The organism is Tahibacter sp., from assembly GCF_032229445.1.
GTDB lineage: Bacteria > Pseudomonadota > Gammaproteobacteria > Xanthomonadales > Rhodanobacteraceae > Tahibacter.
The window spans coordinates 1-15,582 of sequence record NZ_JAVTWC010000047.1 but is presented as its reverse complement, the minus strand read 5'-3'; the positions used below and the strand labels follow the sequence as shown (position 1 = coordinate 15,582).

The following is a 15,582-nucleotide window of genomic DNA, read 5'->3' as shown; positions in this document are numbered from 1 at the left end:
GCGCGACCATCCTCCCAGCACCGTGACGGCCGGGCGCGACGAGCATCCGGCCGCAGGCGCGAACCGGACGGAGTTCGTCTACTGGCCAGCGCTCACGCCGGCAACACGCGGCAGATGTACCCCTTGAGGTAATCAGTCTCCGCAATGGCCGGATGCACCGGGTGATCCGCACCCTGCTGCAGCTGTTCGAGCACCTGCACCTGGCGGTCGAGATGGCGCGCGGCCTGCTGCACGCTGTCGAGCAGCGCGGCGCGTGGCATGTGGTAGGAGCACGAGAACGTCATGAGGATGCCGTCGCGCGACAGCACCTGCATGCCCATCTCGTTGAGGCGGCGATAGGCGATGCGGCCTTCGGCGAAATCCTTCTTGCGTTTGACGAAGGCCGGCGGATCGAGCACGACGACGTCGAAGCGTTCGCGCTGTTCGCGCAGGCGCTTGAGTTCGTCGAACGCGTCGGCCTTGACCGCGGTGACGCGGTCGCCCATGCCGTTGCGTTCGATGTTGCGGCGGATCGCATCGACCGCATGCCCGGACGCGTCGACGCAGACCACTTCGCTCGCGCCCATGGCCGCGGCGCGCAGGCCCCAGCCGCCGAGATAGCTGCAGACGTCCAGCACGCGCTTGCCCGACACATAGCGTGCCATGCGGTCGCGGTTGGCGTGCTGGTCGTAGAACCAGCCGGTCTTCTGTCCGCCGATCACGTCGCATTCGAATTCGACGCCGCCTTCGCGCACCACCACAGGCGCATCGAGCGCGCCGTAGCCGATGTCGGAATATTCGGGCAGCTGTTCCATGCTGCGGCTGCCGGCGTCGTTCTTCCACACCAGCGCACGCGGCTTGAACACCTTGACCACGGCTTCGGTGATCTCGTCCTTTAAGCGTTCCATGCCGGCCGTCGTGGTCTGGCCGACGAAGACGTCGCCGAAGCGGTCGAGGGTCAGCCCTGGCAAGCCGTCCGACTCGCCGTAGACGAGGCGGTAGTACGGTTCGTCGAACAGGCGCTCGCGCAGGCTCAGCGCGATATTGAGCCGGTGCACGATCAGGGAACGGTCGAGCGCGTGTTCCAGCCCGCGCGCGACGAGGCGCGCGCAGATCAGCGAATTCGGATTGACGTAGCCGACACCGATCGGCTTGGCGGCATGGTCGACGACGATGCACAGCTCACCCGGCGTGAAGCCGGTCAGCGGCGAGCGCTTGACGTCGACCTCGTTGGAGAACACCCACAGATGTCCGGCGCGCAGGCGCGCGTCCTCGCCTTTCTTGAGGAACAGCGCGGGGTATTCGACGGCGTCGGACATGGGGAACCTTTAAAAAGTATAAAAAGAAAATAATTACAAGCAATGCACAGCAGAATGCAAGAAGATTCGCTCCTCCGCATTTTCAATGCACTGAATTTCTGATCTCGTTGTCGAGCAACACCATCCCCACCCAAACCCTCCCCTTGAAGGGGAGGGCTTCAAAGCGCGTTCGGGCTAGTTTTAGCCCTCCCCTTCAAGGGGGTGAAAGGCGACCGCTTAGGACCGCAGGTTCTGGTCGACTTGAACGCCCAACGGGCCGGCGGGTTGGGTGGGGATGGTGTTACCCCGCACAAAATCCGACACGAGCAGACCCGATTTCTCCGTCAGCGCGTGGCGAACGCCACATCGCGTCAACGCGCGCTACAACATCCACCGCGTCCCGAGTATCAGCCCCCAGCACAGCATCACGTTGGTCATCAGCATGAACACCGCGGCCGAGCCCATGTCCTTGGCGCGGCCGGCCAGTTCGTGGAATTCGGGACTGGCCTTGTCGACCACGGCCTCGATCGCCGAATTGAGCAGTTCGGCCGACAGCACGAGGATCAGGCTGCCGACGAGAATGGCCTTCTCGATCGGCCCGATGCCGAGCCACAGGCCGAGCGGCGCGAAGATCACAAACAGATACACCTCGAGCCGGAACGACGCTTCGAACGCGAATCCCGCCTTGAGCCCCTGCCACGACCAGCGCAGCGCCTTGAGTATCTGTCGGGGACCACGCGGCTCGGTGCTGGACATGACGGTGTCGGCTGGCTGGAAGCGAGGGCCGCGTAGTATGCCAGAGCCGCCACGCCGGCCCCTGCGGCGCCCTGTCACGCGGTGCGTCTGTGGAAAGCACCCGTCGACCACAGCGACCATGACGCAGCGCAGCACCAACAGACCCCGAACAATCCGCGTGCCGACGCCGAACCGGCGGGACTAAAGTGGGCTTGACCCTCGTCGCGAACCCGCCGACGCTTGCGCATCGCGGACGTGGGGACGGCATCGATGACGACAGCAATGGGGAGCAACACGCTGCTCAGCAAACTCGGCTGGGTAGCGCTTGCGCTAGTGGGAGCGGCCTGCCTCGGCGTCGTCGCGCTCAAGCGCGGCGAGCCGGTCAACGCGATCTGGCTGGTCGCGGCGGCCGTCGCGATCCTGACGATCGCCTACCGCTTCTACAGCCGCTACATCGCCGATACGGCGCTGCAGCTCGATCCGACCCGTGCGACACCGGCCTGGCGCCGCAACGACGGCCTGGATTTCGTGCCGACCAATCGCTGGGTGCTGTTCGGCCACCATTTCGCCGCCATCGCCGGCGCCGGACCCCTGGTCGGCCCCGTGCTCGCCGCACAGATGGGCTACTTGCCGGGCACCTTGTGGATACTCGCCGGCGTGATCTTCGCCGGTGCGGTGCAGGACATGATCATCCTGTTCTGCTCGACGCGCCGCGACGGCCGTTCGCTCGGCGACATGATCCGCGGCGAACTCGGCAACACCGCCGGCACCACGGCCATGATCGGCATCCTCGCCATCATGATCATCCTGCTCGCCGTACTCGCGCTGGTCGTGGTCAAGGCGCTGGCGGAGAGTCCGTGGGGCACGTTCACGGTCGCCGCGACGATCCCGATCGCGATCTTCATGGGCTGCTACATGCGCTGGCTGCGGCCCGGCAAAATCCTCGAGGCGTCGATGATCGGCCTGGTGCTGCTGCTCGCATCGATCTGGGCCGGTGGCCATGTCGCGGCCGATCCGGCCTGGGCCAACGCCTTCACCTTCAACGGCCGCCAGCTCGCCTGGCTCATGATCGCCTACGGCTTCGTCGCCTCGGTGCTGCCGGTGTGGTTCCTGCTCGCGCCGCGCGACTACCTGTCGACCTTCCTCAAGATCGGCACCATCGTCATCCTCGCGCTCGCGATCTTCCTGGTGCGGCCGGACCTGCAGATGCCGGCACTCACGCGCTTCATCGACGGCAGCGGTCCGGTCTGGTCCGGCGGCCTGTTCCCGTTCCTGTTCATCACCATCGCCTGCGGCGCGGTGTCGGGCTTCCACGCACTGATCTCCTCGGGCACCACGCCGAAGATGATCGCGAACGAAACCGACATCCGTCTTATCGGCTACGGCGGCATGCTGATGGAAGCCTTCGTCGCGATCATGGCGCTGGTCGCCGCGACCGCGCTGCAGCCCGGCATCTATTTCGCGATGAACGCGCCGGCGGCCGTACTCGGCGGCACGGTGGAATCTGCCGCCCAGGCGATCAGCCAGTGGGGCTTCGTCATCACGCCGGAGATGCTGAGCCAGACCGCGCGCGAGATCGGCGAAACCACCATCCTCTCGCGCACCGGCGGCGCGCCGACGCTGGCCGTCGGCATGGCCCAGATCCTCCACAACGTGATCTCGGGCGATGGAATGATGGCGTTCTGGTATCACTACGCCATCCTGTTCGAAGCGCTGTTCATCCTGACCACAGTGGACGCCGGCACGCGCGTCGGCCGCTTCATGATCCAGGACCTGCTCGGTTCCGTGCATGCGCCGCTGCGGCATACCGAATCGTGGACCGGCAACCTGATCGCGACCGCACTGTGCGTCGCGGGCTGGGGCTGGTTCCTGTACCAGGGCGTGGTCGACCCGCTCGGGGGCATCAACACCTTGTGGCCGCTGTTCGGCATCGCCAACCAGATGCTCGCCGCGCTCGCGCTGATCTTCGCCTGCGTCGTGCTGATCAAGATGAAGCGCGATCGGCATGTCTGGATCGTCGCACTGCCGGCGACGTGGCTGGTCATCTGCACCATCACCGCGAGCTGGCAGAAGCTGTTCCACGACAATCCGAAGATCGGCTTCATCGCCAATGCCCGGCGCTTCGCCGACGCGGCCGGACGCGGCGAGATCCTCGCACCGGCCAAGACCGTGGCCGACATGCAGCGCGTCGCGTTCAACAACTATCTGGACGCGGCGCTGTGCGGCCTGTTCATGACCGTCGTGATCGTGACCCTGGTGTTCGGCATCCGCGCGGCTCTCGCGGCCCGCCGCAACAGCAGTTCGACCGCGCAGGAAACGCCGTACGTGGCGGCATCGACGGTGGGCGCGTGAACCGACCCGCCGCACGCGCAGCGCTGTCCGCCCTGGGGACCGCGCTGCGTGGATTCTGGCGCTCGCTCAACGAAACCGCGCGGCTCGCGGTCGGCGTGCCCGACTACGGCACCTACCTACGCCATCACGCGGCGCAACACCCCGACACACCGCCGCTGAGCTACGAGGCGTTCTTCGCCGACCGCCTCGAAGCGCGCTACGGCCGCGGGCGCTCGCGCTGTTGTTAAGACCGCACAACGGCATGCCAGGGCGTAAAGCCACGCCGAGAGCACTAAGCCCTCCCCTTCAAGGGGAGGGTTGGGTGGGGATGGGGTTGACGTTGCTCAGTCGAGCGAGAACAAGAAATACGCTCGCTACGGCGAATACAGCATCTTGCGCCACGCTCTTGCGTCACGCGAACACCATCCCCACCCAACCCTCCCCTTGAAGGGGAGGGCTTGTCACGACCTTTGCGCTCATTAGACGCTTAAGCCTAGATACGACTGGAGACATAACGAACGCCCTGCTTCTGGAGCCTGCTTTAGCCAAGGGTTTCCGTTACTGCCGCCCACGGCCAGTTCCCAGAAGCCACGGACACACGGGATAATCGGCGGCCCACTCGCCTGGAATCACCTGCTGATGCATTTCACCCCCGGTCAACGCTGGATTTCCAATGCCGAACCCGAACTCGGGCTGGGCACCATCTTGCGCATCGAGGGGCGCAGCATCCAGGTCCTGTTCGCGAAAGCCGGCGTGCTGCGGCACTACGCGGCCCACGCGGCACCGCTGGTGCGCGCGGAGTTCCGCGTCGGGCAGAAGGTCAGCGGCAAGGGCGACAGCTTCACCGTCGAACGCGTCGAGACCCACCAGGGCCTGCTGCACTACCACGGCGGCGGCCACGACCTGGTCGAGGGCGAGCTCGACGACGTGCAAAGCCTGTCGCAGGCCGACGAGCGCCTGCTGTCGGGGCGCCTGGACCGGCCCGACCGCTTCGATTTCCGCCTCGAAGCCCTGAACCGCCGCGCCGGCGCACGCCGCGGCATCGATTTCGGCCTCGGCGCCGCGCGCATCGCGCTGGTGCCGCACCAGCTGCGCGTCGCGCAGATCGGCGCGAGCCGCCGTCCGGTACGCGTGCTGCTCGCCGACGAGGTAGGCCTCGGCAAGACCATCGAAGCCGGCATGATCCTCGCGCGCCTGCTCGCCGCCGGCCGCGTCGAACGCGTACTCGTGGTACTGCCCGAACCGCTGGTCTACCAGTGGTTCGTCGAGCTGCTGCGACGCTTCAATCTACAATTTTCCATTTTTGACGAAGAACGCTGCGCCGCGATCGAAGTCGCCGGCGACGCACGCAATCCGTTCGAGGACGAGCAGCTGGTCATCACCGACCTGGCTTTCCTTTCCGGCCACGCGCGCCGCGCCGAGCAGGCCATCGCCGCGGGCTGGGACCTGCTCGTCGTCGACGAGGCGCATCACCTCGCCTGGACGCCGCAGGCGGCCAGCCCGGAATACGCGCTGATCGAAACCCTGGCCTCGACCACGCCCGGCGTGATCCTGCTGACCGCCACACCGGAGCAGCTCGGCCGCACCGGCCATTTCGCGCGCCTGCGCCTGCTCGATCCGGCGCGCTATCACGATCTCGCGCGCTATACCGCCGAAGCCGACGGCTATCTCAAGCTGTCGCAGATCGCGGCCAAGCTCGGCGACGGCGAACCACTCGACGCAGACGAGCGTGCCGAACTGGCGCAGCGCCTCGGTGAAGACGCCTCCAGCCTCGCACTGCTCGACACGCTCGGCGATGACGCCTCCGCCGCGAGCGCACTGCTCGACGCCTTGATCGATCGCCACGGCACCGGCCGCGTGATGTTCCGCAACCGCCGCGCCGTCGTCGGCGGATTTCCGCGGCGCGTGGCGAACATCGAGATCCTCGACGGCGTCGACCTTTCCGACGACGAGCGCCAGCGCCTGCTGACCGAATTCCTGTCCGACATCCAGCAGCCGCCGTCGCAGCACGAATACGACTACATCGCCGACCCGCGCCTGGCCTGGCTCATCGGCGTGCTGGAGAAATTCCCGCGCGACAAGTTCCTGCTGATCTGCCGCAGCCAGGCCAAGGTGCTGGCGCTGGAAGAAGCCGTGCGCACGCGCAGCGGCATCAACCTCGCGCGATTCCACGAAGGCCTGTCGATCATCCACCGCGACCGCAACGCGGCCTACTTCGCCGATCCCGAAGGCGCGCGCCTGCTGATCTGCTCGGAGATCGGCTCGGAAGGCCGCAATTTCCAGTTTGCGCACCATCTGATCCTGTGGGACGTGCCGCTGGATCCGGACCTGCTGGAACAGCGTATCGGCCGTCTCGACCGCATCGGCCAGCAGCACGATATCGAACTGCACGCCGTCGCCTACAGCGGCAGCGCGCAGCATGTGCTGCTGCGCTGGTACCAGGAAGGTCTGGACGCGCTGCGCCTGAGTCCCGCCGACGGCCGCGAACTGTACAAGCGCTTCGGCGCCGACCTGGCCGAACGCGCGGCGACGCACGCGATGGAAGGCACCGACCCCGACCAGGAACTGGATTCGCTGATCGCCGAGACGCGCGCCACGCACGAAGAGCTGTCGCGCCTCGTGCATGCGGGCCGCGACCGCCTGCTCGAACTCGCCAGCGCGCGCGAGGCGCGCGAGGAAACCCTGCGCGATGCGCTGACGGCCGTCGACGCGGACCTCGAAACCGAGGACTTCATCCTGCGCCTGTTCGAACAGTTCGGCATCGAACACGAGGAAATCGCGCCGCGCACCTGGGTGCTCGATCCCGAATACGTCAGCACCGAGGGCCTGTCAGGCCTCAAGGACGGCCCGCAGCAGGTCACCTTCGATCGCGCCACCGCGCTCGCGCGCGAAGACTTGCCGCTGCTGCGCAACGACCATCCGCTCGTGATCGGCGCGCTGGACCTGCTGCTCGAAGGGGAACAGGGCAACGCCGCGTTCCTCGTCGACGACGCACTACCGCCGCGCACCGTGCTGATCGAGGCCGTCTACGTGCTCGAATGCATCGCCCGGCGCAGCCTCGGCATCGACCGCTTCCTGCCGCCGATGCCGCTGCGCGTCGTCGTCGACACGCGGCTGCAGGCGCGCGAGTACAAGCCCAATCCGGTCTCGCTGAAGAAATCCGTCGACCGCGCGATCGATTTCAACCGCTACCGCAAGTTCCTGGCCCAGCTCGTGCCGCCGATGCTGGAGCGCTGCGAGACGGTCGCGCGCGACATCGCCGCGCGCGAGATCGACAAGGCACTGGCCACGTCGCAGTCTGCCCTTGGTGCCGACATCGCGCGCCTGCGCGCGCTGCGCGAGGTCAACCCGGCCGTGCGCGCCGATGAAATCGACGAACTCGATGCCGAACGCTCGGCCATTGCCGACGCGCTGCCGCGCGCACGGCCGCGGCTGGATGCGGTGCGCTTCGTCTGCAGCCAGGATTTCCTGAGCCTGCGCTGAGGCGCGGATCGGCGCTGCGCTAGCGCGATGCTGTTGCCGATGACGGCACGATGCGCGGTCGCGAATGGCGGTGCGCTGCGCGTGCTGACACGCCGTCGTGCGGAGCGCGTCGCGCTGCGGCCCCCACTGCGGCCCCCACTGCGACCCGCGTCGCGCGACGCGGCCGGCAAACAGTGCGACGATGCGCTGGTCCGCGGCGTCTGGCCGTCCTTTTCCCCGTCGCCGTCCGCATGACGCCTCCGTCCTTCCGCTTCGGCGGGTTCGAACTCGATCCCGCCGCACGTGAGCTGCACCGCGACGGCACGCGCATCGAACTGCCGAGCAGCGCGTTCGACGGACTCGTGTATCTGGTCCGCCACCGCGACCGCGCCGTCGGGCGCGACGAACTCATGGCCGCGATCTGGGGCCGCGCCGACGTGGCCGACAGCCTGCTCGGCCAGACCCTGGTGCGCCTGCGCCGTGCACTCGGCGACAGCGGCGATACGCAGCAGTGGATACGCACCGTGCCCCGCTTCGGCTATCGCTGGGTCGGCGCGGTCGAGGAGATCGTCGCTAATGACGAATCCGCGCAGGACCCGACGGCGGCAATCGCCGCATCCCGGCCCGAAGCGGAAACCGTACCGATCCCCAGCGCCGCGTCGATTCCGCTCGCGATGCCGCCCGCGCCGCCTGCGGCCAACCCCCTGCCCGCGCCGCCCGTTGCCGCACCGGTACGGCCACGCTGGCCCGGCATCGCCGCCACCGCGGCCGTCGCTGCCCTGCTGCTGGTACTCGCGCTGTCGGCGCGACGCGAACAGCGCGTCGCCGACGGCCCCACCGCGGGGCCCTCCGCCGCGCGCGCACCCAGCGGCGCACTGGCGCTGGTATTGCCGGCGCGTGTGGATGCCGGCGAGGAATGGGCCTGGCTGCGCCTGGGCCTGATGGACCTGATTGCCAGCCGCCTGCGCCGCGGCGACGTGCCGACCGCGTCGAGCGAAAGCGTCGTCGCGCTGCTGCGCGAACGCACCGAAACCGATGCCGCCGCGCTGCTCGGCGCGCCCGATCTCGCCGCACCCGACAGCCTGCGCGTGCTGCCCGAGATCGAACTGCGCCACGGCCAATGGCGCGTGCAACTGCGCGCACAGGACCGCACGCGGCGCATCGACGTCGAAACCCGCGCTGGCGACGCGATGACCGCCGCGCGCGACGCCGCCGACACCTTGCTGCTGCGCCTGGGCCACCTGCCGCCCGAAAACCAGGACGACACGCCGCAGGACCTCGCCGAACTGCTGCAGCGCAGCCGCGCGGCCATGCTGGCCGACCAGCTGGAGCTGGCCGGGGAACTGATCCGCCGTGCCGACCCGGCGCTGCGCGCGCGGCCCGAGATCGCGCTGCGCCAGGCGCAGATCGAACTGCGCGCCGGCGACTATCTCGCGGTCGAGCAGCACCTCGTGCAGTTGCTCGACACCATCCCGGCCAGTCGCGACGCCGAGCTGCGCGGCCGCGCGCTGGTCACGCTCGCGGCGAGCTATATCCGCCGCGAGCGGCCGCAGGATGCCGCGCCGCACTATGACGAGGCGATCGCGCTGCTGCAGGGGCGCAAGGCGCCGGATGCGCTGGGCCTGGCCCTGCTCGGCCGCGGCCTGATCGCGACCTTGCGCGAGGACTACGACACGGCGCTGGCCGACCTCGGCCTCGCCCGCAGCGAAACCGAGGCGGCCGGCAATGCGCTCGGCACGGCGCAGGTCGATCTGAACCTCGGGCTGATCGAGGTGCGCCGCCTGCGCCCGGCCACCGCACTGCCGGTGCTGACCGAGGCGGCCGCGCGCTTCCAGCGCCTCGGCGCGCAGGAGGAATACGTCTTCACCGTCGCGAGCATCGCCGAGGTGCAGCAGCTCCTGCTCGACCACGCAGGCGCGCTGGCGACGACCGAACGCTACTGGCCGCCGCAGGCGCACAGCCAGAACCTGCGCCTGCGCCACAAGCTGGCCCACGTGCGCGCCGAGGCGCTGCTCGAGACCGGAGCGCTCACGGCGGCCGCGGCGCTGGCCGACACCGTGCTGGCGCAAGCGGATGCGGAACTCGACGCAGTCACGATCGCGCGCAGCCAGGTCGTGCGCGCGCGCATTGCCGCGGCCCGCGACGATGCCGCCGCTGCGGCGGCGCAGGCCGGACTCGCGCTGACACCGGTGCTGCAGAACAGCGACCCGGTGCGCTACGTGCAGGCCTGGCTGCTGCGGCTACGCGCGCTGCGGCAACAGGGCGACCTGGTGACCGCCGCGCGCGAGACCGGCCAGCTGCGCGAATGGGTGGACGCGCATACGGACCCGTGGCGCCTGGCCTACGCGAGCCTGGCCGAGGCCGAACAGCGCGCCGCCGGCAGCGATGCGGAGTCCGCCTTGCCGCTGTTCGAGCAAGCCCTGCGCCAGCTCGACGCGGCCGGCGCGATTCCCGACGACGTCGTCGAGGTCGTTGCGCCCTATGTCGCGCTGCTCGTGAAGAGTGGCCGGCTCGACGCGGCGAAGGCGCTCAGCGCGCGCGTGGCGCCGTGGTCCGACCGCGACCTGCGCGCGGCCGGGGTATTCGTGCGCATCCATACCGCGCTGGGCCGCACCGACGCGCTCGAGGCCGCCGAGCGGCGCGTCCGGGCCCTGGCAGGCGAGCGGCCGCTGCCGTAATACGCGCGAAACATGCAATCCGCATGCGAAACGCATGCGCGACGAGTGCGCGATACCGCGCGCGTTTCGACACTGGGGCCGGCTGAACCCCTGCCTGGAGTGTCCATGAAAACGCCTGCTGCCCTGTTCCTGTCCCTGCTCGCGGCGACCGCCGCCGCCGCACCGCCGGCACCGTCCACGTTCATCGCCGCGCGCGGCGGCAGCGTCAGCGCGCCGGTCGCCGCCGGCACGCACGTCTACCTCGCGACCGGCAGCACCGTGACCGCATGGAACCGTAACGCCAGCGGCGCGCTGGACTACACCGGCGACAGCCGCACCACGCCGGCACACGGATTCCTCAACGGGCTCGTGCGCGAAGGCGACTATCTCTATGCCAGCTACCGCGGCTACGACTCGACCATCTCCGGCGTCGCCGTCTACTCCATCGCCGATCGCGACCAGCCGCAGTTGCTCGGCCAGTACACCTACAGCAACGCCGGGTTCCTGTTCGCGCAGAGCATCGCGGTCGCGAACGGCTATCTCTATGTGCTCGACAACGAACAGGGCATTTTCGCCAGCCCGCTGACCAGCCCGGCCGTGCCGGTGTTCAGCCAGGTCTTCACCGGCTGGGGCAACTTCGACCATGCCTTCACCCACGGCAACCGCCTCTATACGACCGGCCGCACCTTCGTGTCCGGCACGGCGCTGTCGATCTTCGACCTGAGCACGCCGCTCGCGCCGCAGCTGACGGGCAGCGCCACGCTCGACGGCTTTGACAACTTCCGCCTCAAGGTCCAGCCGCCGTATGCCTACGGCTTCGGCCTCGCGATCAACGTCACCGACCTCAGCGACCCGGCCAACATCACGCCCCGCGGCCGCATCGACGCGCCCGTCGCCTACGACGGCCTCGTGCTCGGCTCGCATGCCTGGAGCCTGGGACTGGACGGCATCGACGTATGGGCGATCGGCGATCCGGACAAGATCTTCCCGGCCGGCCACGCCGCCATCGACACCTTCGCGACCGACGCGACCGCCGTGCTCGACGCCGACGCCCTGCTCGCCACGCGCGCCGACCGCTTCGTGCGCCTCGACGCGAGCCAGCCCGCCACACCCGCCCTGCGCGGCGAAGCGCTGCTGCCCGGCGGCACTGCGGCCTACGACATCACCGTGCGCGGTGATCACGCCTTGATCCTCGGCAATGCCTACGGCCTCAACGTGGCGCGCGCGAGCGACCTCGCGCCGCTCGCGCGCTTCGAGACCAGCCTGGAAGCCTCGCTGCAGGGCCGCGCGTTTGAACAGCTCGCCGTCGACGGCGACCGCGCCTACCTGACCAGCTGGGGCAGCGGCCTGGTCATCGCCGATCTGTCCAACCCGGCGCAGCCGCAGCAGATCGGTTTCTGGGAATACCCGTTCGCCACCGCCATCGCGGCGCGCGGCAACCTGGCCTATGTCGGCCGCTCGACCAACGGCGGCGAACTCGTCGTGCTCGACGTGACCAACCCGGCCCAGCCGCAGCCGCTCGGGAGCCTCCCCACCAGCAAGATCCTGCGCCTCGCGCTGCACGGCAACCACGTCTTCATCGCTGACGAATCGCCGTTCGGCGACAAGGACGGCGCACTGATCGTGATCGACGTCAGCAATCCCGCCGCACCGGTTGAAGCCGGCCGCTACACCGGCTGCGGCTCCGTGCGCGACGTGGCCCTGAGCGCCAACGGCCGCCGCGCGCTGATCGCCTGCGGCACGACCGCTCATCTGCTCGATGTGAGCAACCCGGCCCAGCCGCAGCCACTCGGCATCTATGCCGACGCTGGCTTCAGCGTCGCACTGCAAGGCGACCGCGCCTTCATCGGCAGCGAGACCGGCCTCGACGAAGTCAGCTTCGCGAACCCGTCCCAGCCGCAGCGCCTGCAGCGCTGGGACCTGCCCACCGCGGTCGCGCGACTGCAGCTCGGCAGCGACGCGCGCGTGTATGCACTCACGACGACCGCCGGCATTTACGTCTACGCGGCCGACCGCCTGTTCGCCGACTCGCTGGAATAACGCGGCAACGCGAAGCCCGCACGCGACGCGCGCGTGCAGAAGAAACCCGCACGTAGCACTATCCCGCTTATCGCGTTATGTACTTTGCCTATCGCCCGGCAATCGCAAGGAATGAGCCATAGCGGAAAACGCTGCGACGCTATGCAGCGGATTTCCGTCCCCGTTGTGGCATGCCGCCAAGATCCCTACCCCCCCCGGTAGGCGGCACGCCCGGAACGCCACGCCGCAGACCTGAATCTGCGGTGTGGCGTTTCTCTTGGTGCGACGCCGAAAGGCTCCGAAGTCCGCACGTGCCGTGCGCCGCCAGTGCGGAGCGGTGCGCCGCGCACCCCGTCGACACCGCGCAAGCGCGAAACGTGCATGTGTAGTACGGCCGTTGTAACGCCGCATCGGCGACTATAGGATTCGCGAGTCAATCGAATGCCAGGGGGCGTCATGGACGTGATCGGACTGATAGCCACTGCACTGGCAACCGGCGCCGCAGCCGTGATCGAGCCGACGACCGAAAGCATCGTCAAGGACGCCTACGACGGCCTCAAGGCACTGATCAAGCGCAAATGGGCACACATCGGCATCGATGCGCTCGAACGCAAGCCTGATTCGAAGACCCAGCTCGGCGCCGTCAGCGAAACGCTGGCCGAGGCCGGCGCAGGCCGCGATCTCGAAGTGGTGCAGCAGGCGCGGATGGTCATCGACCTTGTCCGCGAGCACGCCGCCGCAGCCGCCGGCAAGGCGGGCATCCGCATCGCCGACCTCGACGCCTACGCGAATGTCACGATCGAAAACCTGATCGCAGCCGGCGATGTCAGCATCGAGAAAGTGACGGCACGCACCGGCGACATCATCCTGTCGGGAATCGGCGCAAACCCTCAGAAGCGGTAGCCGCCCGCGGCACGGCTACCGCGCATCCGCACGACGCGTCGCAGGAAACCCGCATACGTATCGCGGAAACCACCGTCGGGCGGGATTTCGTCATCAGTCTCGGGCCGTACATGGAAGGGCGCGCGACGCCCCACCGCGCGTGGGTGCGCCGCCCCGGCGAACCGTGGGACAGCACGATCCGCGGCAAGGAATCGATTTCCGACCTGCGCGCGAAACTGCTGCACGGGGATGCACCGCTGGCGCGGCCAACGAAACTCACCGTCGTCGGCACGCTGTTTCCGAGCGCGTTGCTGTCGAGCGGCTGGTGGGAGCGCTCGACCGAAACCAAGATCCGGCGCATCCGCTGGCGTGACGGCGTGCAGGAATGGCTGTTTCACGGATTCCACCAATGGGGACCCTCGTGGGACTTCACCTGGAACATCGACCAGTGGGAAGTCCACAAGCACCGCCCCTACTTCATCGCCCAGATCGGCGACGGCGACGAAGCCAATTCGCTGCCTGTGCTGATACCGCGCGAGAAAGCCGAGTCTATCCTCGGCGAATTCGAGCGCTGGGGCGGCGTGCAGGCCGAGGTCACGGGTCTGCTCGGACGGCGCGAGCACTTCGAGGCGCAGACCGGCGGCATGGCACTGGAACTGTTCGGCGGTCTGCTCGACTACTGCCTCTGGCTCAACGCTGACGACGCTGCGCACATCGTGGAACCGCTCATCGACGATGCGGAGGTCTATTCGGCCTACCTGTGGAAATGCATAGCCGCCGAAAAGGCGTCCACCGCCCAGGGCATCTGCCTCAACGATGTCTATTTCGTCTGGGAGCACGCCAACCTCGTCGACGCCGACGCGGTTGCCTACGCGCTCGATGCGCTCGACCACAAGCAGCGCTATCTCGAGACCACACGCGGCCCGATGAAGCTGATCCAGAAATCCTGCGGGCTGGTTCCCGGCGACGAAGTCATGAGCGACCAGGACATCTACGCGATGCTGCTGGGCCGCCGCACCAAGTCACGCTGACGGCGAGGAAACTCCATGCTGCTGACCGTATTCCATACCCGATTGAATCCCGGCGCAGAATCTGAAGCCGAAGCGCTCGGCGCACGCATGTACGAGATCGCGACATCGATGCCGGGCTTCGTGTCGTACCGCGAATTCCAGGGCGCCGACGGAGAATCGGTATCCCTTGTCGAATTCGCCTCCGCCGAGACGCTGGCGGCATGGCGCAACCATCCCGAGCACCTGCAAGCCCAGCAGATCGGCCAGGAACGGCTGTTCAGCGAATACCGCGTCCAGGTCTGCGTCATCGAGCGCGAATACGCGTTTCCGACATAGCCGGACCGCAATCCGTTTGTGCGCAGCCCGTTTGCGCAGCCTGAATGTCCTAGTCGTGCGGGCCACTCCAACTTCATCCGTATTGTCGAGCTCACATCGGCCAGCCCCAACGGGGGAAACCGGCGCGGCACCCGGGCTCCTTTGAAATTCGCGGGCCGGGCGCCCCTCAACTCAAGCGTTAGGCCTCACAGCAACCACGCAGGTGGCACGCGGTGAGATGGAAGAATTGTCGAGCAGTTGAAAAGCGACAAGGGGAAATTCGTGGGTCGTCAAAGCGCCATCTTCAATGCGGTAGCCGCACTCCTTCCCATCGCTCTAGGCTTGGCCTGCGCCTTTGCGGCCGGCCAAGAGCGTCTCACGGGCTTGGTCATTGCACTGTGCCTATCGATCGCAAGTCTCGTATGCCTGCTGGTGCTCAAACTTGCCGCGCTGCGCAGCGGGCGCTTGTACAGTTTCGGTCCTTCGCAAGCTGCCAGTGGCGGGCAGTGGTTGTGGTGGCTCGCCTTGTGCCTGCTTGTTCTTGCAGGCATCTTTTCGGTAATGGCATTCGCCCCGTGGTGAAGCCTAACCCTTCGCTCGAGCGGACGGTCATCGGCATGGCACCGCCGTCCGCCGCCCAGCTCAAACGGCAGGCCTCATGAGTCGCAAGTCTGAAGAACGGCGTCAGGTTTCCGCGATAGGCCACCACCCAACACCACAACAACGGCAACCCGCCTGAAACGCCGGAGCGGCGTGGCGCCGCCCCGGCAGCGAAGAACCTACGGCCCCTTGCTGAAACGGGCTTCCAGCATCCCGCGCACATCCCGCGAGAGCAGCGCCACCGCTTCCACCATTCCGAAATGCGAGCGCGCATCCGCGTCATCCAGCTGCGCC

11 protein-coding genes are annotated in these 15,582 nt (G+C 67.9%); 9 read left to right on the top strand and 2 right to left on the bottom strand.

The annotated features are described in order from the left end of the window. Positions 1-92: 92 nt before the first annotated feature. Positions 93-1,298, bottom strand: coding sequence for a class I SAM-dependent rRNA methyltransferase (locus RUU78_RS09190; protein ID WP_313915850.1), 1,206 nt, complete (start codon positions 1,296-1,298; stop codon positions 93-95). Between the two features lie 360 nt (positions 1,299-1,658). Next, positions 1,659-2,033, bottom strand: coding sequence for a diacylglycerol kinase (locus RUU78_RS09185; RefSeq protein WP_313915848.1), 375 nt, complete (start codon positions 2,031-2,033; stop codon positions 1,659-1,661). A 249-nt stretch (positions 2,034-2,282) separates the two neighbouring features. Here RUU78_RS09185 and RUU78_RS09180 point away from each other — a divergent pair, with 249 nt between their 5' ends. The 9 genes from RUU78_RS09180 to RUU78_RS09140 all read left to right on the top strand — a co-directional run bounded on the left by RUU78_RS09180 (position 2,283) and on the right by RUU78_RS09140 (position 15,270). Further along, positions 2,283-4,364, top strand: coding sequence for a carbon starvation CstA family protein (locus RUU78_RS09180; protein ID WP_313915846.1), 2,082 nt, complete (start codon positions 2,283-2,285; stop codon positions 4,362-4,364). Positions 4,365-4,396: 32 nt separating this feature from the next. Next, a complete protein-coding gene (locus RUU78_RS09175) occupies positions 4,397-4,591 on the top strand; it encodes a YbdD/YjiX family protein (RefSeq protein ID WP_313915928.1) in 195 nt (64 codons plus the stop codon). Between the two features lie 391 nt (positions 4,592-4,982). Next, a complete protein-coding gene (rapA, locus tag RUU78_RS09170) occupies positions 4,983-7,826 on the top strand; it encodes an RNA polymerase-associated protein RapA (RefSeq protein WP_313915844.1) in 2,844 nt (947 codons plus the stop codon). Between the two features lie 230 nt (positions 7,827-8,056). Beyond that, positions 8,057-10,483: a transcriptional regulator gene (locus RUU78_RS09165; RefSeq protein ID WP_313915842.1), complete on the top strand. Its 2,427-nt coding sequence runs from the start codon at positions 8,057-8,059 to the stop codon at positions 10,481-10,483. A 105-nt stretch (positions 10,484-10,588) separates the two neighbouring features. After that, complete coding sequence (locus RUU78_RS09160; protein ID WP_313915840.1) at positions 10,589-12,502, top strand: hypothetical protein; 1,914 nt, start codon at positions 10,589-10,591, stop codon at positions 12,500-12,502. Positions 12,503-12,937: 435 nt separating this feature from the next. Continuing rightward, positions 12,938-13,384, top strand: a complete 447-nt coding sequence (locus RUU78_RS09155) for a hypothetical protein (RefSeq protein WP_313915839.1) — start codon at positions 12,938-12,940, stop codon at positions 13,382-13,384. A 110-nt stretch (positions 13,385-13,494) separates the two neighbouring features. Then, the gene (locus tag RUU78_RS09150) at positions 13,495-14,394 is read left to right on the top strand and encodes a hypothetical protein (protein WP_313915837.1); all 900 of its coding nucleotides are present in this window, start codon (positions 13,495-13,497) and stop codon (positions 14,392-14,394) included. A gap of 15 nt (positions 14,395-14,409) precedes the next feature. Further along, complete coding sequence (locus RUU78_RS09145; RefSeq protein ID WP_313915835.1) at positions 14,410-14,709, top strand: antibiotic biosynthesis monooxygenase; 300 nt, start codon at positions 14,410-14,412, stop codon at positions 14,707-14,709. Positions 14,710-14,946: 237 nt separating this feature from the next. Beyond that, positions 14,947-15,270, top strand: coding sequence for a hypothetical protein (locus RUU78_RS09140; RefSeq protein WP_313915833.1), 324 nt, complete (start codon positions 14,947-14,949; stop codon positions 15,268-15,270). Positions 15,271-15,582: the final 312 nt, after the last annotated feature.